This is a genomic window from Nostoc sp. NMS7 (genome assembly GCF_017115085.1).
Taxonomy (GTDB): Bacteria; Cyanobacteriota; Cyanobacteriia; order Cyanobacteriales; family Nostocaceae; genus Nostoc.
The window spans coordinates 1-18874 of the sequence record NZ_JABXKJ010000220.1; the positions used below are offsets into that span (position 1 = coordinate 1).

The following is an 18874-nucleotide window of genomic DNA, read 5'->3' on the forward strand; positions in this document are numbered from 1 at the left end:
ACGACACGTACACTCCTTTGTTAAGGATCGCCTGCTTTTAGTCTAAACTCCAGTAAGTGACTATCCCAAATTAAATGCTTGGTGCGATCGCTTAGTAGCACGTCCATCGTGGCAAGCTACCGAGGCTACACCAGAGGCAATAGAAGCGTTTAAGTCTGTTGTGGTGGCGAGAATGGCGCAGTAAATTCATACCTAATTATTGTAGAGACGCGAAACTTCGCGTTTCTACAATCAAAAATATTCACAGCTTGACTTGATTCAAATGACTACGGGGATTATAAGTACGTATAGCCCGGATTTTTTCATAATATTCCCGCTCTTGTTGGCTGAGGTCTTTTGGTGGCACGATCGCCACCTTCACCAACTGATCGCCGCGTCCACCCTTGCCGAGAGGCCAACCTTTGCCACGTAAACGTAAGGATTGACCAGAACGTACCCCCGCAGGTAACTTAACATTAACTGAACCATCAGGAGTTGGTACATCAATAGACGCTCCCAAAGTAGCTTCATCTGGTGTGATTGCCACTTCGCAAACCAGATTATCGCCTTCCATTTGGAAGAACGAGTGCGGCTGAAGTTCGACTTTTAAGTATAAATCTCCCCGTTGTTGAGTCATCGGGTTGATTTGACCTTTGCCGCGCACACGCAGGCGAGTACCAGTTTTAGAGCCAGATGGGATGCGAACATCTATTGTTTCGTTACCTAAACTGAAGCGCTTTTGCACACCATTAAATGCTTCACCAAAAGTTAGAGCGATCGCAGCCTCACTATCCTGGGTAGCACCCGCACCTGCATCTTGCAAGCCAAAATCGTTAAAGCCACCAAAACCACTTGGCGCACCTGTAGAAGGGCGATAAGAGTAATTTTGTCGCCCACCACGAGGGGTAGCACCACCAAAGCGTCCTAGCAACTCATTGATGAATTCATCAAAATTGCCGTATTGACTGAAGTCAAAGTTACCCATATCGGCACCAACACCGCCGGATGGGAAACCTTCACCAGCCTGTTTCCAATATTGACCGAATTGGTCGTACTTTTTGCGTTTATCTGCATCTGACACAACTTCGTAAGCTTCGCTAACTTCTTTGAAGCGTGCCTCTGCCTGTTTGTTGCCTGGATTAACATCAGGGTGATATTTGCGGGCTAGTTTCCGAAAGGCTTGTTTAATTTCCTCTGGAGTGGCAGTCTTACTAACTCCCAAAATAGCGTAATAGTCTTTGAAGTCGGTTGCAGCCATCTACTAGCCTCCTATATAAATTCCCGTTATGTTTTTTTTTAAGATGAGAGATGTTTAGTTTGCCTGATATAGTGCCAAGCAAAAAGAATCTGATTTTAAATTAACAAACAATATAGAAAATCAAGTGTGGTTCTTGCTCACCGAGCGATCGCAATTTCCGTACTCCGATTTTTCTGATCTGCGGATCAGGTTGTCTAGTCCGTCTTCCAGGCTTGGGGGGGCATCCCGGAGTTGGCGGTGCATCCGCAAAATAATTTCTTCTGGAACCTGACGCGATCGCCTTTTATTCCATGCTAAACACAACCAGACTGGCGTATCCACCCAAATTCCCCTAATGTGGGTAAAGCCCAGGTTACGGGCTAAAGCAATCACTTCACGACGATGGCGGCGCTGGGCATTGGTGGCATCGTAAATTGCTGTATTACTTGTGGAAATAGCTTGCTGAAATTGCCGCTCAATTTCGCGCCAAATCAGCAGCCAGGACCCCTGAATGGCTTGGGAACCGAACAATTGCCCCCGGATGGCATCCGTAGAAATCAGCGACATCTGGGGGCATTCTGCCAGTAATTCTTTTGCCAAAGTTGACTTACCGCTACCCGGAAGACCAATTAGTAAAATGAGTTTAGTCATTTGTCCTTTGTCCTTTGTTACTTGTAACTATTAACCAATGACTAATGACTAATGACTAATGACTAATGACTAAATGATCGTTCCATCAGGAATTACAGCATTTTTCAGCACGACGACAATACCACTGCGGATGTAGAAACCTTGAGCTTCGCGGTCAGCTTCTTGCACGTTATCTTTATTGATAATTTTCACATCGTGACCGATGCTGGCATTTTTATCAATGATCGCACCACGAATCAGCGTGTCAGCACCGATGCCTACAGTAATGTCATCTTTTACTGATATACCTTGGCGTTCCACAGAAGCTTGGTAAAAATCTGCACCCATGAGCAGAGATTCTTCGATGACGCAGCCAGATTCAATCCGCGATCGCACTCCTACTACTGAATGTTTAATGCGACAATTTTTTAGAATACAACCTTCGCCGATAATTGATTCGGTGATGTGGCAATCTAAAAGTTTAGTCGGAGGTAAGTAACGAGCGCGGGTATAAATTGGCGCTTCTTCCTCGTAGAAACTAAAGGGTGGCTGGGGTTGCTGAGTCAGTGCTAAGTTGGCATGATAAAATGCTTCAATTGTTCCAATATCTTCCCAGTAGTCATCAAATAGATAAGCTTGAACGTTGTAATCCTTAGAAGCATCAGGAATAATTTCTTTGCCAAAATCCGTCCGTTCTACAGATTCTTTCAACAACTTGATCAAAACATCTCTTTTAAAGACATAAATCCCCATTGAGGCGATGTAAGGCTGTAATTCGGCTTGTTCTTTTGTCAATCCCAAAATACTGGTATCAACACGCATTTTAGTTAAGGCTTCGCCTTTAGGTTTTTCGCTAAAGTCAACAACCCTACCAGAATCGTCAATTTTCATTAAACCAAAATCTGAGGCGCGGCGCTCATCGATGGGAATGACTGAGAGAGTTATATCAGCCCCCGTTTCTCTATGGCGCTGGATAAACAGACGGTAATCCATGCGGTAGAGGTGATCTCCTGAGAGGATCAGATATTCCTCTGCCTTCCATTCTTCCAACAGCCATAGATACTGACGCACAGCATCGGCTGTACCTTGGAACCAGTTAGGGTTTTCTAACGTTTGCTGTGCGGCTAGCACTTCCACAAAGCCTTCGCTGAAGCCACTAAAATTGTAAGTGCGGGCGATATGGCGATTGAGGGAAGCTGAGTTGAATTGTGTCAGGACGTAGATTTTGAATATTTCGGAATTTATGCAGTTACTAACAGGGATATCGATTAGGCGATACTTCCCTGCCACTGGTACTGCTGGTTTAGCACGTAGTTTGGTTAGTGGGTAAAGCCGCGTACCCGCGCCACCACCAAGGATGATTGATAATACTTTCTTCACAAAATTTCTCCCGACTGCCTTTCAACTCTCATCTTCAGTTTAGGACTGTATGGGGCAGCTGGTAAGGGGGATCTGATGATTCTTAGGGATGAATATTTAGAGAATGCTGGTAGTGTATGGATGGTGCGGCTGATAAGTAGAAAAATAGAACACTTGTATTAATTGGGATGAGGAATGAAGGGCGATCGCTAGACTATACTCATCCTGAAGGACATAACTAAATTTCAGGTTATGGTAAAAAAACATAAGTTTAAAGAGATTAGACCTCTTGCATAAATGCTTAAATTGTCATATTGAGCGGAGCTAAACAGAGTAGTGAGATTCTTCTGTCCACTACGTTCCGCTCAGAATCACATTTTTAATTTTTTGACTTTTGTAAGAGGTCTATTTACTAATAACCCATTTACTAGTTATGGTTATGGATTCAGGCGATCACTCAAGGTCAGTTAAGCAATAAAATTTTCTACGAAGAAAATTTTAGCAGAAGAATCTAATTAATGAAATAATTGCCATTTATGCAATCATCAAAGTGCTGTACTGAAAATTGCTTAGATCATCAGGGGGCTATAAATATAGGTCATTATGTTTACTTACTAGAGGGTTGCTCCCCAGGGGCTGGAGGGAAAATAGTTCCAGGAATTGCTGGTGGTTTTGATTCGTCATTTTTTTGAGAGTCAGAAGTTGTATGATCAGTTGTATGACCTGGTTTATTGATTCCATGCTCACGATCTCCTGCATCTCTTCCAGATTGTTTGGAGTTGGTTCCATTTCCTCCAACATTCTGACTTTGAGACTGGGTGGATTCAGAATTATTGGAATTAGCTTCTAAGTTTTGCATACTTCAAATCCTTGTAATTGTGATTAGTATTATACGCATTAAATATGTATTTTACTTATATTAAATTTTATATTTTTTTGTATTTTCACAAATATGACGAATATCAACATATTTTTGATGTGCCTTATCATTGTTATTTAAATAATCTGATAGCCAACTACAGCCTTTTTTTAATAAATTAGTAGTATTTGTCTGGGATGTATTTTCAGACGGAGAATCTAAACTCCATATCCTTAGAATTTGGTCACGACTAGCAGTAACAATCCATTTACTATCATTGCTAAAGCTCAAAGCAGTGATTTTATCTCTGTGTCTTCCGATTAAATATTGTTGGCTAAGTTGATTAGATTTCCATAGTTGTATATTTCCATCAATACTAGTAGCAGCAATCGTTTTATAGTCTGGACTAAATTTCACTTGATAAGGATTATTAGCCTTTTCTGTTTTAACATTTGACCATGTTTTATTGTCATTTTCTTGCCACATTCTAATAGTACTATCGTAGCTAGAAGAAATAACAGTCTTATTATTAAGACCAAAACTTGCATAAGTTGCTGCTGCGATATGTCCTCGTAAAGTAACAACAGAAGTGCTATCTTTGGTAAAAATTCTAATGTTTCCATCATCGCCAGCAGTAACAATATTTTTACAACTATTATTATGACTAAATTCTGCACTCCAAACTCTATATTTGCCATTTCCTAGTATGGTTTTATAAGGTTTTTGTATAATTTTTGATGAATTATATTCCCATAACCTTACAGTGCTATCTTCCCCGGTAGAAATTATTTTATTGTCAGGACTAAAATTGACAAAATAGATATTTTTCTCTTCTGTAACCGAATCAAGGAAAGTACCATCTTTCGTCCAGAGCTTAACTTTTTTATCACCACCACCAGAGACTATATACTGACCATCAGGACTAAAATTTACACTATAGACAGCAGCATCATGTCTCATAGTTTTAACCAGAGTGCCATCCAACTTCCAAAGTTTCACAGTTTTATCATGACTTCCAGAAACAATAAGGTTTTCTGTAGGACTAACACTTACACTGCTAACAGAATCTGTATGTCCCTCTAAACGATTGTGTTCTTGCACTTTATCTATCACTAATTTCAGTCGATTAAGTGCATCAGCATTGTCTATACCTAAATCTTGAAATTGCTTGAGTACTTGTACACTTGCTATCATCGCATCAAGCTGATTCCCTGTTTGCAAAAGGATCTCAGGCGATGCAATTAATGCTCCAGAAGCGATCTTATCCTTCAGGCTATTCTTAGTGCTAAGTTGCCATGCAAACGATCCTAATCCCCCACATACAGCTACAAGTATTGCAGAAGCGATCGCAAATCTAGTTCTTTATGATTCAGCTTTAGCTTTTGCTTCTGCTTCTCGTTGAAGTTTTTTTGCTTGCTCTAATTCTGCCTGATTTTGGCGATCGCGTCTTTCCAAACTCTTATCCAAAAATTCTGATTCCAATGGCGTAAGTCTTGGCTGAGTCTTATTCACCCACTCAGAAATTACAGCCAACATTGCACCCGCCAATAGTGCTTCATCCGATTTATTAAATCTTTGTAGCCATTCCTGGCAATCTTGCTCTAAAGAACGGCCAAAACGAATATTTTCTAGATTTTCAGCAATCCAACTATTGAGTAATTTCCACTCAGATAAAAGCGCTTCATGCGCCACTTCAACCATATTTTCATCAGTGATAATCAAACGTTGTTGAGAACCAGCCAATAATCCCACAACCCGTTGCAGTTGTTGTGGAGAATCTGAAATCGCTTCTAATCTATCCCAGCTAGCACGCCGCCGCGTCACTTCTCCAGCTTCACCTAACTGCACCAATTCCATAAACAAGCGACGCGCAAAAGTTTGATCTATAGTCGTTAAGCTTTCATACAAAATTGTCGCTCGTTTGTCTAAAGCTCCTTTAACTCCGCCAATTTCCTCATAGCCTTTGCGAGTTAAAAGTGGTTCTGGTGATTCAGGTTCTTCAATGCAAACTCGCCACAATTCTTTGAGCGCGTATTGCAGTATGGGTAATACACCAGGACGGTTGACTACATCGGCGGAAATTTGTGAAACTAAACCATGCTCAAATGTTACCCCATGTAATTTTGCTGGTTTTTCAATTGCTTGTTCTAACTCAGCAAAAGACATCGGTGTGACGATGAATGATGTGGGAGGAATATTATTAATGAGAGTAATAATTTCTGGATAGTCACCACAACGATTTAAGAAATCACCGCGAATTGTCAAAATTATCCGCGTTTCTTCCTCAGCATTTTTTACTTCCTGTGCTACTAAGCAGATAAAAGCTTTGCGTTCCTCATCGTCTTGGCAAAGGGTAAATATTTCTTCAAATTGATCGATAAATAATAGATGCGGCTGATTTTGCTGCTGTTGTCGAGCTAAAATATCAACTAATTTACCTAAAGGATGTTCTCCTGGGGTAAAAGATATGATTTCCCATTGACTACTTCCAGGGAGGCGATCGCCTTTGAGTTGCGGTAACAAACCTGCTTTTACTAAGGAAGATTTTCCACTACCTGAATAGCCAATTACAGCCAAAAAACGACTCTCTGCTAAACGCGAAATTAGGGTACGAACTGCTTCATCTCGCCCACAAAAATATTGCGCTTGTTCTGATTCAAATGCATAAAGTCCCCGATAAGGATTTTCCTGATTGAAAGCAGTTTTTTCGGCTGTAGTAATATCTAATTGGGGATAAGTAACCAGAGTAATGGAACGTCCCCAACCCATGCGAATCGGCTCCTGTACGGAACCTTTAAGTTCATTGCTGACAAAATCAAACAAGCGATCGCCACTTATTCGCCTACTACCTACATTCTCTGCCGTCAATCCCTTAACAACTGCACCTGTGAAAATGCTGTATTCTTCACTTTTAATCACTCCGGCGCGTTCAAAGCCGCGACAAGCTGTAATTAAGTAATAATCCTTTTGCGAACTGAAAGCGTTAAGAGTTTTTTGGATTAATTGTCTTTCTAAGAAATAGCCGCTATGACAGCAATCGAGTAGCATCACCAAACTACTCAATTGCGAAGCTCGAATTAAATCGTTAAGGCTATCCAGGGGAATGCCATATTTTTGTTCAACATTTTCATTTTCCTTAAATTCAATCTGACAATTGGAACTTGCCAAATATCCCTTTTCTTGTCCCAAGTTGTCGGAAATAGTAAAACCATGTCCGCTAAAATAAATCAGCGCTTCATTATTAGCTGCTTGCTCTAACAGAAATGTTTTGAGTTTTTGACCGATTTCAGCGCCAGTAACTTTTGACGCTGCCATTTCATAGCCGTTTTTATCTTTATTCCAGCGTTGTGGTAGTCTTTGCACAGACTGGAAATCACCATACTGCTCTAGGAGTTGCGCGATCGCCTCAGCATCATTTGTAGTTTTTGACAAAGGCTGTAATGATGGGCTGAGATATTCAGCGATGCCAATAACAAGCGCGTATCGTGCCATTTAACACACCTTGAGTTGGTAAATGCGGCATAATCTTGACAGACACAATCAATGGCTGTGTTACTAATAACAGCATAATTTGTTATTTTTCCGCAAGCAAGCTGAAATATTTCAAACACGATACAAAAATTTAACCGAGGTAGCCTATGTCAGAAGTACAGCAACTATTTTTCCAAGCAGACGGAGAAATTGAGCAGATTGAGATTAACCTCACAGCCACCGAAATAACTCAGGAAATTGAGGAAGACGACGATGGCATAGAATACAAGGATGTGCGAACAGATGCGATCGCTCGGATGCAACAAGCTCGCCAAATGATTCGCTCTTATACTATCTATGCTCTTAGTGCTTTTAAAGACTTTAATACTGCTGAAATTGATGAGATAACACTTAAATTTGGGATTAAATTGGGTGGCAAGGCCGGCATTCCTTACATTACCGAAGGCTCAACTGAAAGTAATTTGGAAATTCAGGTGAAGTGTAAGTTTCCAGAAAAACAAAAACCCGATTCACAATAATAGCAAAAAATTATCCGCATCTAGGGGTAGGTAATGCCCATTAAGCATCCAACTTCCCTGTATTTATGATCTTATGAACCAAACGCAATTGCTGCGATCGCTTCAGACTGATCACCCAAGGTTGCTCTGACAACTGGGAAATGGCATTTGCTGACAGTATCGCCGTGAAAATATCTTTGCCACTAATAACACCACTCACGCCGAAACTTTCTAAAACAGCAATTGCAGCAGAGTCTAAAACTGGTTCAGTATGGATGAAAACCGCCAAACTCGCCTCTTCTGAATCTTGAACGTCATTCAGGGCTGTAGCAAGAGCGGCATCTAGTTTCTGATAATTCATCAGCAATTCCTTGATAAAAAAGCTAGGCAATTTTTACCTAGACTAACTTATCAAATTTATCAGTTGTTATTGCCTACCTTTGTACAGAAATAATATCCACCTTTCTGAATCTAATAGGACTTACGCAAAATTCCCTCAAAAACCTGATTTGTCGTAGCGGTAATTCATGAATTACCGCTACTTCGGAGCTTTTTTGCGTAAGTCCTATCTAATATAGGACTAGTATTTGATTTTTGAAATGCACGTAGTGGACCCTCTAGGCTAAAATAGTGCATTAGACGTAGACGTAGGTTGGGTGGAGCGGAGCGCAACCCAACTGATTATCAGGATGTTGGGTTACGCAAAGCCTCCACCCAACCTACAATTTTTTTGCTTCAGTAGTATAGCAAAAGCAGTGTCTAACTTTTGATAATTAATCGCCCTGAAGAAAGGCGATATATTGTAATTTAATATACCACCTTTCTGAATCTAACTACAGATTTAAGGCGTTAATCACTCCATAACCCCATTTGTCATCAAATGTGCCTGGGGGTTTTCCGGGAATAGCACTATTTTTACGTAGCAAGTCTTTCACAGCAGCCGGATCAAGCTGAGGATCACGTTGCAACAACAGTGCGACTAACCCACTAACTAACGGTGTCGCCATACTCGTACCAGCCTTGACCACAAACTTGGAATTAATCATCGATGCGCGGTCAAAATTTGCATCGGCGGAAAGCGTCGAAACAATCATTGCTCCCGGTGCTGTGACATCAGGCTTCTGTCCATCATTCCGTAGAGGTCCTTCACTACTGAATTCGGAAATAGTATTTAATTCTAAGCCCATTTCTCGCACCTGCTGATCAATATCTATGTACGTGGCTTTAGTAGTATAGGCGGCAACTGTAACGGCACTGCTGGCGGCTCCCGGCGAACCAATTTTTACAGCATCTTTCACACTTTCACCTGTAAAAAACACTGAGGAACTATCATCTAGTGTCCACACATCTAAACGTGTGTCAGTTGAAGAAGTGTTGCGGACTCGTAGCTGCCAAATACCTCCCATTACTGGCGAGGGGTCAATACCACGTATTTGCACAAAGAAATTATGGTCGCTGTTGGCTTTATCTGGCCCTGGTGTCGCTAATTGCACCCGTGCATCTGGTAACTGGTAATCTTGTGTAGCATTACCGTCAGCAATGATTTTTTGGAAGGGGGTGACAAAACCGTTAGGACTCCGCAGCGACACTTCCAATTCGCCCTCTTTGGAATACCAACCGTTCAACCAAACTATGCCGACTTGATTCAAAGGAATATTAAAGCGCATCCCACGAGTACGTCCACTGGATATCGTCGCTTGTCCATGAATGTTATCGTTTCCTTCGTTACCCGCAGCACAGCAAACAATTCTTCCAGCGCCAGTTTCGGCGTCAATCACCTTTGATAAGGAGTCGCTACCATCATGGGCATCAGCGTGTCCACCTAAGCTGAGATTTACTACTGCTGGGCGTCCCAACTCTCTAGCAACTCGGAAAATGTAACGGATGCCATCAGCAACGTGGGCATCTTGTAAATCTGACCTGACGACAATTAATTCTGCTTCTGGTGCGACACCGCCATAGATAGCATCGGCACCGGCGGCAATACCAGCAACGTGAGTACCATGACCGCCAGTATCCTGAGAAATTGTCAGTTGCGCTCCCGTAAATTCCCCCCCATAGCCGCCCTCTGTGACTCCTGGCCCTGGCAGTGTTTGATCCCAAATGTGTAAAATTCGTTCAGCAAAAGCGGGGTGTTTCGGATCAATGCCACTGTCTATAATGCCGATGATTACTCCTTTACCAGTTAGTCCGGTTTGGTTTTTGAACTCCGGCACTTTCACAGTTCCTAGTGCTGTGTCCATCCTCAAATGAAGTTTGCGTGATGGCTTAATCCGGTGAATCACATCTTCTTCAGATAAGACATCTAAACTATCTATCGGTAAGAAAGCCGTCCGCACACTCCCAGAGTTTTGATTGACTTCAATATTATATTGTGATAGGTAACTCAAGTCTGCATCAGGGTCGCAGTAGATAAAAACCACGCTCTTAGTAGGCTTAACTGGACTTTTGTGGGCAATAATACCAAGGGATTTTTTGTGTTGAACTAAAGCTTGATCTCCTTCATTTTGATAGTCTTGAAATGCCAAAAGTAGTCCAGGAGAAAGTTTTTCGTGTCTCATTTTTACCTCAAACTAAATTTATTGGTGTCGTAGGGGCACAGAAAAAGCTCATTGGTGTCAACTTAAGCTAGAAATCGCTTGTTGACTTCCACGCCCGCCCAGAAATAAATTTCTTTGGCTTTTAGCCCAAGTCTACTGAAGTAGACTAAAAACTTTTCAAATTATTTAGTCATCTTTAGATGACTTGAGCTATTAGCAAGGAACTTCAGTTCCTTGTGGGACATGGGTTTTACGTTAAGTTGACACGCATGAGCATTGCTGTACCCCTACCGCGTGGTCTATTTACTTGAAAACAGCCGTAAGTAAGTCTACATTCAAGCTGGAACCGTCTACGTTCAAGTTGAAACGCTCTACGTTCAAGTTGAAACCGTCTACGTTCAAGCTGGAAGCGTCTACATTTAAGTTGGAACCGTGTACGTTCAAGTTGGAACCGTTTACCTTCAAGTTGAAACCGTTTACCTTCAAGCTTTTATCAAGCTTAAACATATTATTTCTCTAAATACCAGCATCTAGTAATTAAAATCCGAGAAATTACTGCTATGGCTTGAAAACTTTATTAAAAAAATTGTGAGTTCTGCTGAAGCCGAATGCAGTTCACTTGAGCCAAGCTAGCTCTAGAAGCATCTTAAAGGACTAAAATTATGTCTCGGAGAAAACGTACCTCCCGCATTCTAGAAAAAGCTGAGTTAAGATCCACTGGACTTAAATCGATTGTTCCCAGCATCAAATTTGATGATAATTATAATATTGAGAAACTCCTTGAATCAATTGAGCAGTTACGTACAAAAATTAATGTTTATAATAGCGCTCTATCTGTGATTGACTCTTTTAAAATCGAGATTGAAGAAATGGAGAAAAACTTAAGCAGTCTTTCAGAGAAGATGCTAATGGTGGTTGCTATCAAATACGGCAAAAACAGCCGTGAATATGAGATGGGCGGTGGTGTTCGCAATAGCGAACGTATTCGCAAAATCAGGTCGAGCCGTTTGAAAGCTAGTGCAGCCCAAACATCAGATGAAAATGCTAAAACCGCCTAGTACCGCAAGGCGTAATTTGTAATGACGCTCCTACCAGATATTGCCAATTTTGATTGCAATCGTGCAAGTTATAATCGACCTAAGCAAATCTGCAAAGTGCATTTGATACAGCACAGGAGAGTTTGAAGTGAGTCAATTACTGGAGAACAAGGTTGCCCTGGTGACGGGTGCGAGTCGTGGCATTGGTAGAGCGATCGCCCTGCGGCTTGCTCAAGATGGGGCATTGGTTGCCGTTCACTATGGGCGAAATGCCGATGCTGCTAACACCGTTGTCCAAGAGATTAAAGCCAATGGCGGAACCGCTTTCTCAGTCCAGGCAGAGTTAGGCACGCTGGCAAATGTCTATGCGCTCTACGAAGCACTGGACGCTACACTGAACCAGCAAACCGGCACGAATGAGTTTGACATCCTGGTTAACAATGCTGGGATTGCTCCCAGAGTAACTATTGAGGAAACGACCGAGGCAATATTCGACGAACTAATTGCGGTTAATGTGAAAGCGCCATTCTTCCTGATCCAGCAGGCACTCCCCCGACTGCGAGACGGTGGACGGATTATCAACCTCTCCTCTGGAGTGACGCGCATTGCCTTTCCTGATGTGACTGCCTATAGTCTTACCAAAGGAGCCATCAACACCCTCACTCTTGTACTCGCTAAACAGCTTGGGGTACGCAACATCACGGTCAATTCACTCGCTCCCGGCATCATTGACACAGAGATGAATGCAGACATACTTGCGGACGAAGCCTCACAGAAATTTGCAGCCAGTCTATCAGCACTGGGTCGAGTCGGTCAACCCAGCGATGTTGCAGATGCGGCTGCCTTCCTCGCTTCATCTGACAGCCGTTGGGTGACGGGTCAATACCTTGATGTTACTGGCGGGTCCCATCTTTAACGGGTAGCAACCTGCAAAAGTATTGATCTCGATCAATCAATACTTTTCAAACATCCTCTAATAACTACTGATAAATGACAGATTTTCTATCATAAGTAAGAGCCATAAAGAAACCAATATTTGCAACGATCGCTTTTGAAGCTACAAAAATTTATTCATGCAAATTCAAACACCAGACTGGGTAAAACACGCGGTTTTCTACCAAATCTTCCCAGATCGCTTTGCCAGAAGCAAACAGCCGCGCAAACGGCTGCTGCATGAAGCCCGTTGGGAAGATTGGGAAGCTATGCCAACACTCCAAGGTTATAAAGGCGGCGACTTATGGGGCATTATGGAGCAATTAGACTACATCCATGATCTGGGAATTAACGCGATTTATTTTACACCGATTTTTCAATCCGCCAGTAATCATCGCTATCATACCCACGATTATTACCAAGTTGACCCGATGTTAGGGGGTAATGAGGCTTTTAAGGATTTACTCGATGCCGCCCATGAACGGAATATCAAAGTCGTTCTGGATGGAGTGTTTAACCATTCCAGTCGCGGCTTTTTCTTTTTCCATGACGTTTTAGAGAATGGTCCCCATTCCCCTTGGGTAAATTGGTTCAAAATAGATGGCTGGCCGCTTTCACCATACAATGGGGAATTCCCTGCTAACTACGGGGGTTGGGTAGGAAATCGGGCTTTGCCAGAATTTAATCACGATAATCCCGAAGTCCGAGAATATATTATGGAGATTGCCGAATATTGGATTAAATTCGGCATCGACGGTTGGCGATTGGATGTACCATTTGAAATAAAAACTCCTGGCTTTTGGCAGGAATTCCGCGATCGCGTTAAGGCAGTCAATCCTGAAGCTTACATTGTCGGCGAAGTCTGGGGAGATTCCCGCCAGTGGTTGGATGGGACGCAATTTGACGGGGTGATGAATTATTTATTTGCGGGGCCGACAATTGCCTTTGCAGCTGGCGATCGCGTAGTCTTAGACCAAGTTCAAAGCCGCGACTATCAACCTTACCCACCCTTATTTGCCACCGAGTACGCCACCAAAATCCAAGAAGTACTGCAACTTTACCCTTGGGAAATTCAGCTAACTCAACTCAATTTGTTAGCAAGTCACGATACAGCCCGATTAATGACCATTGCAGGCGGCGATAAAGCCAGTGTGGAATTGTCAACTCTACTGCTACTCACCTATCCTGGTGCCCCCAGCATCTACTATGGTGATGAAGTTGGTTTACCTGGTGGCATAGATCCCGACTCCCGCCGTAGCTTTCCTTTAGAAGCCAAGTGGGAGCGAGAAATTTTCAATACTCACCGTCAATTAATTGTCCTGCGCCAAACTTACCCAGCATTGCGTACAGGTGATTACCAAGTCCTCCATGCTCAAGGACAACTTTATATCTTTGCGCGAACTTTAGGGACAGAGGAATTGATAATTGCCGTCAACGCTGGCACAAGTTCGGCAACAGCGAATGTAGATATCCCCAGTTTGCGTACTCAACCCAACAAGCAGTTATATGGTACTGCTGAGGTTGAGTGGAATGGTGAAGGAGAAACTCAGCAGTTGACGTTGAGTGTTCCCGCACGCAGTGGGTGTATTTTGGGAGTGGGGAGTCTGGAGTAGAGACGCGATTAATCGCGTCTGTACCAGGGAGTGGGGGATGAGGGGGATGAGGGGGACAAGGGGGACAAAAAGAATAACCAATGCCCAATACTTCTCTACGAGAGGCTACGCCAACGGCTTCTCTACGAGACCCTTCGGCAAGCTCAGGGCACCGCGCTGTTCGCGTTCGCTCAGTACAAGTGCCCAATCCATTAACTTCCTGCCACCATCGCAGGCATTAACACCGCATCAATAATATGGATCACGCCATTGTCTGTCAAAATGTCTGTTTTGATGACATTGGCGTTATTCACCTTAAATTTACCGTTGGCAGATTCAATGGCTACAATTGACCCTTCAATCGTTTCTGCCTCATTAATCTGTACCAAATCATCAGACCTAACATCTCCACTAGCGATATGATATGCCACAATTTTCTTCAGCTTGGGGATATCTTGTAGTAGCAACTCTAAAGTAGTTCCCTCTGGCAAGTTGGCAAAAGCTTCGTCAGTCGGCGCAAATAGTGTGAAAGAACCAGGGCTTTTCAGAATTTCTATGAGATTTGCAGCTTTAGCAGCCTTCACCAGGCTAGTGAAGTTTCCGGCGTTAACAGCAGTTTCCAGAAGATCAGCCATAAGCGTGTGTAATTTTAGTCAGGTAATATTATAAGTAACTTATATTAATTAAAACACTCTCAACCTCTATCAAGAGAGAGGTTGCTAGCGATTAAATACACAGCAGCAGATTTATTAGTACTGCTACACTGGGGAATGACCCCAAGAACCACTGATTATGCTAAAGCGTTCTAAGTTCGAGACAACTCAGTCTCAGATTATGCACCGTTCAGAGGAGCTGATTGGTGCAGCCTCAAATCGTTACCGCATTACGGTTCAGGTGGCAAATCGTGCTAAACGTCGGCGTTATGAAGACTTTGAAAGTAACGAAGATGTGATGATGAAGCCAGTGCTAAGGGCAATTATCGAAATGTCCGATGAATTGACTCAGCCAGAAATCATTGGCGAACTATAAATAAAGGTTTTAGAGAAGGTAGGATGAGCAAACATTTATCGTTCATTCAACCCCTACTCAAGCCCTGGCAGACACTCACTGCCTTAATGGTGGTGGGTGTAATTGTTTTGGGTTCAGGGACGGGGAAATCAATAGATACAAGTTTATTTTATATGCAAGGTGCGATGGCTGCGCCGACGCCAAGGGCGTACGCTCAGAGAATCACTCCTAGCGATGTTTGGCAGGAAGTATATCAGCAATTGCCAGATTTACCACGCGAAAATAAGTATATCAGCAAAGAAAATGGGAAAGTTGCCGAAAACAACACCTTAGTAAATCGCCTGATTAGATATCACATTTATACCAAAGGGCGAGCTCCAATTTATCGTTTGGATTGGAAGCTGACTTTAGCTGATTACCTGGGTGCGAATGAAATTATGTATGATAATAGCTATCCAGGGAATGATTCATTACGGGAAAATCCGATAGAAGGCGATCGTAAAGCCATTACCCGTCTCACCCGCAGCCAGCGAGATGCCCTAGTGCAAGTCTTAGTCAATATATTTAATCCTACTTCTCAAAATACACCAGCCCCTAGCCCCAACACCACACCCAGTCCTAGTACATCCACTCCCCCACAGCCACCACAACGGGGAGGTGCGGAATTACTCAAGTAAATCAAAAACTCCTAACTCCTGTACAGACGCGATTAATCGCGTCTCTCCAAACTACAGACGCGATTAATCGCGTCTCTCCAAACTCCTAACTTTTTATGGAACGTGTTGTCAAAAGCGGATTTGGTTGGCGTATTGGCTGGAACCCCGACGCACCTGAATTTAAAGGTTTAGTGGGTACAGATGATTGGGCAATTGAGTTAACTGAAGCCGAGTTGAATGATTTTTGCCGTCTACTAGCACAGCTAGCAGACACCATGAAGCAACTCGCAACTGAATTGATGGAAGAGGAAAAAATTGCTTGTGAAGCCGAAAGCGATTTATTATGGATGGAGGTAGAAGGCTATCCTGATAATTACAGTCTGCGCTTCATATTGAATACAGAGCGATGTGTAGAAGGTAAATGGAATACTTCTGCTGTTCCAGATTTACTGCAAGCTACTGGGATGCTCAAGGTTTTTTAAATTTGCCTCTTGATTATCCTCAAGTTTTGCTGTATGATAATAATTCTGACCGGGGCGTAGCGCAGCTTGGTAGCGCGCCACTTTGGGGTAGTGGAGGTCGTGGGTTCAAATCCCGCCGCTCCGATTGATGATAAGCCATACCTGCTAGTCTTTTCAAAAGATTGGCAGGTTTTTCAATCAAGTCTGCGAGACGATAGCAAATCTTTAGCACAAAATCATTACAGAATTACATAAGACTTACGCCGCTTTACAAATGGGGATTGCAGGTATTACAAGAATCAATCTGAATATATCCTTTAGCTTAACTGACTGCGAAACTTACTAATACTAATAGTTAATAACACAACAGCAAAGGCGACTAAAACTAAAACATTCATCCACAGTACATCTAAGCCAACGCCTTTGAGCAAAATACCTCGAATGATCGCAATGTAATGGCGGAGGGGATTGAGTAAGGATAGGACTTGAAAGAAGGGAGGCATGGCTTCAATGGGTGCGATCGCGCCAGAAGTTTGTACCATTGGTAAATTAATAAAGAAAGCTGTCAAGACTACCTGTTGTTGGGAACTACTCACAGTCGCCAACATAATACCCAGGCTAATCCCGACAAATACATACATACTTGATAAGGCGAAAAATAGCAGAAAATTTCCTCGAAATGGTACATGAAATATTACTGTTGCTAATGTGACAGCTAATAAGACATCTCCCATTAATAAAAATGCTAAAGGGACTATTTTCGATAGTAATATTTGCCAGTTAGCAGCCGGGGTCATTAATAATTGTTCTAAAGTTCCCGTATCTTTTTCCCGAACAACAGTAATTGCTGATACTAATGTGCCAATTAATGTTAAAACTAAACCCATAACTCCTGGTACAAAAAACCAACTACTCGTCAGTCCGGGGTTGTAAAGAAACACAACTTCTGGTGAGATTGAGCGACTTGCTTGACCTTGGGTTAATTGCAGATTATATTGCTGGATAATTTGATTCATATAATTTCCCGCAATTCCGGCTGTATTGGCATCTACAGCATCGATAAATACTTGAATTTCTGCGGATTTTTGTGCCAGTTGACGCGGAAAATCGGGAGGAATTATGACTCCGACATCTAGTTTTCCTTCTTCTACCTGACGACTCAATGCTTTTTCACTGTTTGGTACAGATTCTAAAGTAAAAATTTGATTTGATGTCATGGCTGAAACTAACTCCCGACTGGCGCTGACGTTGGCATAGTCAATGACACCTAATCGTAAGTTATGAACGTCGGGATTGAGGATAAAGCCATACAGTAATAATTGGACTGTCGGTGGAATAACTAACAAAACAATTAATTGTTTATTGCGGGTAATTTGATTAATTTCTTTCCGCACTAATGCCCAAAATGGACTATTAAATAATTGCTGAATAAGTTTCATAAAAAATTCCTTTTTCTCGAACCACAGAGAGATTAACTAGGTAATTGCATTCGACTTAAAACTCGGCGTGATACGTTGAAAAATACTAATCCCAAGCCTGCAAGCATGAGTAAATCAAACCAAACTCCGGCAAATCCTGTACCGCGCACGAAGGCATCACGAGTGATATCAATGTAATAACGCGCCGGAATTACGTTAGGTAGTAGTGATAAGGGGAAAGGAATATTGTTGAGGGGATAAATAAAACCTGAGAGTAATAAGGATGTGATAAAACCTAGTAGGGAAGCGCCTTGTACAGCAGCATTTTGGTTACTGCTACGGACTCCTAAAAGTAAGCCAAAAAGAACGCTATCTGTCAGAAATAGTAATGTGCCAAGTAGTAATGTTATCGGGTTGCCAACTATGCCAACTTGGAAAATAATTGAGCCTAATATCATAACTATTAATGCCTCGGCGATGGCAATTAATAAGTATGCTAATCCTTTACCAAGTAATAGTTCTGTGGCACTAATACTCGAAGCATAAACTTGTAAAATTGTCCCTTTTTCTTTTTCTCGTACCATTGCGATCGCAGACAGCAATGAAGGAAAAATCCATAGTACAACGCCGTAAGTTCCTGGTACAATATACAACGATTCTAATCTACCAGGATTAAACCATAAACGCATTCGTGCTGTAATACTATTAGTAGCAGGTATCAGTCCATGCTCTTGCATGAAAAAGTTTGTGACTCTCTGAATACTATTTTTAATTACACGGGCATTATTAACATCAGTTGCATCGATTAATACTTGTACATTTGTACTTCTTCCTGCTTGAATATCGCGGCTAAATTCCGGCGGAATAATTACAGCAGCTTTGGCAATTCCCTTATCTATTGCATCGCGTGTGGGATTGCCACCAGACCATTGTTTAGGCACAAATTGATTAGTGGCATACAATCGTTCAATATAGCTGCTACTTAGATTTGTGCGATTAAAATCTTGTACAATTAAGGGAATATCTTTACTTTCTAATCTGATCGCAAATCCAAAAATTATTAGGGTGATGAATGGCAACAAAAATGCTAACGCTAATGTCAGGCGATCGCGGCGAAATTGGGCTATTTCTTTCACACATTGAGCAAAAATTCTTTTCATATATATTAAGTAAACT

At 42.2% G+C, this 18874-nt stretch carries 19 protein-coding genes and 1 tRNA gene; 8 read left to right on the top strand and 12 right to left on the bottom strand.

Annotated features, from left to right (window positions below; all coding sequences use genetic code 11):
* Window positions 1–241: 241 nt before the first annotated feature.
* From HWQ38_RS26845 to HWQ38_RS26870, 6 genes are all read right to left on the bottom strand, one after another.
* A complete protein-coding gene (locus tag HWQ38_RS26845; protein WP_292799781.1) occupies window positions 242–1237 on the bottom strand; it encodes a J domain-containing protein in 996 nt (331 codons plus the stop codon).
* Window positions 1238–1357: 120 nt separating this feature from the next.
* Entirely contained in the window at window positions 1358–1867 is a 510-nt protein-coding gene (locus HWQ38_RS26850; protein ID WP_292799784.1) for an AAA family ATPase, read from the bottom strand.
* 69 nt (window positions 1868–1936) lie between these two features.
* On the bottom strand, window positions 1937–3226 hold the full coding sequence (locus HWQ38_RS26855) for a glucose-1-phosphate adenylyltransferase (protein ID WP_292799787.1): 1290 nt from the start codon (window positions 3224–3226) through the stop codon (window positions 1937–1939).
* Window positions 3227–3812: 586 nt separating this feature from the next.
* Window positions 3813–4064, bottom strand: a complete 252-nt coding sequence (locus HWQ38_RS26860) for a hypothetical protein (protein ID WP_292799790.1) — start codon at window positions 4062–4064, stop codon at window positions 3813–3815.
* Window positions 4065–4124: 60 nt separating this feature from the next.
* Entirely contained in the window at window positions 4125–5258 is a 1134-nt protein-coding gene (locus tag HWQ38_RS26865; protein WP_292799793.1) for a WD40 repeat domain-containing protein, read from the bottom strand.
* Window positions 5259–5426: 168 nt separating this feature from the next.
* Window positions 5427–7556, bottom strand: a complete 2130-nt coding sequence (locus HWQ38_RS26870) for a caspase family protein (protein ID WP_292799796.1) — start codon at window positions 7554–7556, stop codon at window positions 5427–5429.
* A gap of 146 nt (window positions 7557–7702) precedes the next feature.
* Here HWQ38_RS26870 and HWQ38_RS26875 point away from each other — a divergent pair, with 146 nt between their 5' ends.
* On the top strand, window positions 7703–8074 hold the full coding sequence (locus HWQ38_RS26875; RefSeq protein ID WP_292799799.1) for a CU044_2847 family protein: 372 nt from the start codon (window positions 7703–7705) through the stop codon (window positions 8072–8074).
* Window positions 8075–8114: 40 nt separating this feature from the next.
* Here HWQ38_RS26875 and HWQ38_RS26880 read toward each other — a convergent pair whose 3' ends face one another.
* The 3 genes from HWQ38_RS26880 to HWQ38_RS26890 all read right to left on the bottom strand — a co-directional run bounded on the left by HWQ38_RS26880 (window position 8115) and on the right by HWQ38_RS26890 (window position 11100).
* Entirely contained in the window at window positions 8115–8414 is a 300-nt protein-coding gene (locus tag HWQ38_RS26880) for a hypothetical protein (RefSeq protein WP_292799801.1), read from the bottom strand.
* A gap of 472 nt (window positions 8415–8886) precedes the next feature.
* Entirely contained in the window at window positions 8887–10614 is a 1728-nt protein-coding gene (locus tag HWQ38_RS26885) for a S8 family serine peptidase (RefSeq protein WP_292799803.1), read from the bottom strand.
* 282 nt (window positions 10615–10896) lie between these two features.
* Window positions 10897–11100, bottom strand: coding sequence for a hypothetical protein (locus tag HWQ38_RS26890; RefSeq protein WP_292799806.1), 204 nt, complete (start codon window positions 11098–11100; stop codon window positions 10897–10899).
* A gap of 155 nt (window positions 11101–11255) precedes the next feature.
* On the opposite strand from HWQ38_RS26890, the gene HWQ38_RS26895 reads away from it, so the two are divergent.
* The 3 genes from HWQ38_RS26895 to HWQ38_RS26905 all read left to right on the top strand — a co-directional run bounded on the left by HWQ38_RS26895 (window position 11256) and on the right by HWQ38_RS26905 (window position 14176).
* Entirely contained in the window at window positions 11256–11651 is a 396-nt protein-coding gene (locus HWQ38_RS26895) for a hypothetical protein (protein ID WP_292799809.1), read from the top strand.
* 127 nt (window positions 11652–11778) lie between these two features.
* Window positions 11779–12546: an SDR family oxidoreductase gene (locus HWQ38_RS26900; protein ID WP_292799812.1), complete on the top strand. Its 768-nt coding sequence runs from the start codon at window positions 11779–11781 to the stop codon at window positions 12544–12546.
* A 157-nt stretch (window positions 12547–12703) separates the two neighbouring features.
* Window positions 12704–14176 (top strand): glycoside hydrolase family 13 protein, encoded by a 1473-nt coding sequence (locus HWQ38_RS26905; protein WP_292799815.1) that lies wholly within the window; start codon window positions 12704–12706, stop codon window positions 14174–14176.
* A 191-nt stretch (window positions 14177–14367) separates the two neighbouring features.
* On the opposite strand, the gene HWQ38_RS26910 is transcribed toward HWQ38_RS26905, so the two are convergent.
* Entirely contained in the window at window positions 14368–14790 is a 423-nt protein-coding gene (locus tag HWQ38_RS26910; RefSeq protein WP_292799818.1) for a fasciclin domain-containing protein, read from the bottom strand.
* Between the two features lie 157 nt (window positions 14791–14947).
* On the opposite strand from HWQ38_RS26910, the gene HWQ38_RS26915 reads away from it, so the two are divergent.
* The 4 genes from HWQ38_RS26915 to HWQ38_RS26930 all read left to right on the top strand — a co-directional run bounded on the left by HWQ38_RS26915 (window position 14948) and on the right by HWQ38_RS26930 (window position 16425).
* On the top strand, window positions 14948–15184 hold the full coding sequence (locus HWQ38_RS26915) for a DNA-directed RNA polymerase subunit omega (RefSeq protein WP_292799821.1): 237 nt from the start codon (window positions 14948–14950) through the stop codon (window positions 15182–15184).
* A 23-nt stretch (window positions 15185–15207) separates the two neighbouring features.
* A complete protein-coding gene (locus HWQ38_RS26920; protein ID WP_292799824.1) occupies window positions 15208–15840 on the top strand; it encodes a hypothetical protein in 633 nt (210 codons plus the stop codon).
* A 95-nt stretch (window positions 15841–15935) separates the two neighbouring features.
* Window positions 15936–16301: a DUF1818 family protein gene (locus HWQ38_RS26925; RefSeq protein ID WP_292799827.1), complete on the top strand. Its 366-nt coding sequence runs from the start codon at window positions 15936–15938 to the stop codon at window positions 16299–16301.
* A 50-nt stretch (window positions 16302–16351) separates the two neighbouring features.
* Window positions 16352–16425: transfer RNA gene (locus tag HWQ38_RS26930), tRNA-Pro, on the top strand.
* Between the two features lie 172 nt (window positions 16426–16597).
* On the opposite strand, the gene HWQ38_RS26935 is transcribed toward HWQ38_RS26930, so the two are convergent.
* Window positions 16598–17719: an ABC transporter permease gene (locus HWQ38_RS26935; protein WP_292799830.1), complete on the bottom strand. Its 1122-nt coding sequence runs from the start codon at window positions 17717–17719 to the stop codon at window positions 16598–16600.
* 32 nt (window positions 17720–17751) lie between these two features.
* Window positions 17752–18858 carry an ABC transporter permease gene (locus tag HWQ38_RS26940; RefSeq protein ID WP_292799833.1) on the bottom strand — a complete coding sequence of 369 codons (1107 nt, stop codon included), beginning with the start codon at window positions 18856–18858 and terminating at the stop codon, window positions 17752–17754.
* Window positions 18859–18874 lie beyond the last annotated feature (16 nt).

What these genes read in the sequence shown, in the direction of transcription:
- HWQ38_RS26845 (WP_292799781.1), bottom strand. Translation starts at nt 1,237, where the DNA reads ATGGCTGCAACCGACTTCAAAGACTATTACGCTATTTTGGGAGTTAGT.
- HWQ38_RS26850 (WP_292799784.1), bottom strand. Translation starts at nt 1,867, where the DNA reads ATGACTAAACTCATTTTACTAATTGGTCTTCCGGGTAGCGGTAAGTCA.
- HWQ38_RS26860 (WP_292799790.1), bottom strand. Translation starts at nt 4,064, where the DNA reads ATGCAAAACTTAGAAGCTAATTCCAATAATTCTGAATCCACCCAGTCT.
- HWQ38_RS26865 (WP_292799793.1), bottom strand. Translation starts at nt 5,258, where the DNA reads ATGATAGCAAGTGTACAAGTACTCAAGCAATTTCAAGATTTAGGTATA.
- HWQ38_RS26870 (WP_292799796.1), bottom strand. Translation starts at nt 7,556, where the DNA reads ATGGCACGATACGCGCTTGTTATTGGCATCGCTGAATATCTCAGCCCA.
- HWQ38_RS26875 (WP_292799799.1), top strand. Translation starts at nt 7,703, where the DNA reads ATGTCAGAAGTACAGCAACTATTTTTCCAAGCAGACGGAGAAATTGAG.
- HWQ38_RS26880 (WP_292799801.1), bottom strand. Translation starts at nt 8,414, where the DNA reads ATGAATTATCAGAAACTAGATGCCGCTCTTGCTACAGCCCTGAATGAC.
- HWQ38_RS26885 (WP_292799803.1), bottom strand. Translation starts at nt 10,614, where the DNA reads ATGAGACACGAAAAACTTTCTCCTGGACTACTTTTGGCATTTCAAGAC.
- HWQ38_RS26890 (WP_292799806.1), bottom strand. Translation starts at nt 11,100, where the DNA reads ATGTTTAAGCTTGATAAAAGCTTGAAGGTAAACGGTTTCAACTTGAAG.
- HWQ38_RS26895 (WP_292799809.1), top strand. Translation starts at nt 11,256, where the DNA reads ATGTCTCGGAGAAAACGTACCTCCCGCATTCTAGAAAAAGCTGAGTTA.
- HWQ38_RS26905 (WP_292799815.1), top strand. Translation starts at nt 12,704, where the DNA reads ATGCAAATTCAAACACCAGACTGGGTAAAACACGCGGTTTTCTACCAA.
- HWQ38_RS26910 (WP_292799818.1), bottom strand. Translation starts at nt 14,790, where the DNA reads ATGGCTGATCTTCTGGAAACTGCTGTTAACGCCGGAAACTTCACTAGC.
- HWQ38_RS26915 (WP_292799821.1), top strand. Translation starts at nt 14,948, where the DNA reads ATGCTAAAGCGTTCTAAGTTCGAGACAACTCAGTCTCAGATTATGCAC.
- HWQ38_RS26920 (WP_292799824.1), top strand. Translation starts at nt 15,208, where the DNA reads ATGAGCAAACATTTATCGTTCATTCAACCCCTACTCAAGCCCTGGCAG.
- HWQ38_RS26925 (WP_292799827.1), top strand. Translation starts at nt 15,936, where the DNA reads ATGGAACGTGTTGTCAAAAGCGGATTTGGTTGGCGTATTGGCTGGAAC.
- HWQ38_RS26935 (WP_292799830.1), bottom strand. Translation starts at nt 17,719, where the DNA reads ATGAAACTTATTCAGCAATTATTTAATAGTCCATTTTGGGCATTAGTG.
- HWQ38_RS26940 (WP_292799833.1), bottom strand. Translation starts at nt 18,858, where the DNA reads ATGAAAAGAATTTTTGCTCAATGTGTGAAAGAAATAGCCCAATTTCGC.